Below are 400 nucleotides of genomic sequence, written 5' to 3' on the forward strand. Positions count from 1 at the left end.
GTAGCCGATGTCACCGCCGTCGCGGGCGATGTTCACGGCGGTGCGCATGGACTGCTCGGTGCCGACCGCCTCGATGACCGAGTGGGCGCCCTGGCCGCCGGTGAGTTCGCGCACGGCCGCCTCGGCGGCCTCGCCGCGCTCGGCGACCACGTCGGTGGCACCGAAGAGCTTGGCGATGTCCGTACGGACGGCGTGCCGGCCCAGTGCGATGATCCGGTCGGCGCCCAGGCGCTTGGCCGCGAGGACCCCGCACAGGCCGACCGCGCCGTCGCCGACGACGGCGACCGTGGAGCCCTTGTGGACCCCCGCGCCGAGTGCCGCGTGGTGGCCGGTCCCCATGACGTCGGACAGCGCGAGCAGCGCGGTCAGCAGGTGGTCGTCGGATGCGGCGTCGGCGGGC

1 protein-coding gene is annotated in these 400 nt (G+C 75.2%); it reads right to left on the reverse strand.

Annotated features, from left to right (window positions below):
- On the reverse strand, window positions 1-400 hold a 400-nt coding region (locus tag G3I78_RS50100; protein ID WP_164437334.1), incomplete at both ends, for a zinc-binding dehydrogenase.

The organism is Streptomyces sp. SID13726 (assembly GCF_010548375.1).
GTDB lineage: Bacteria > Actinomycetota > Actinomycetes > Streptomycetales > Streptomycetaceae > Streptomyces.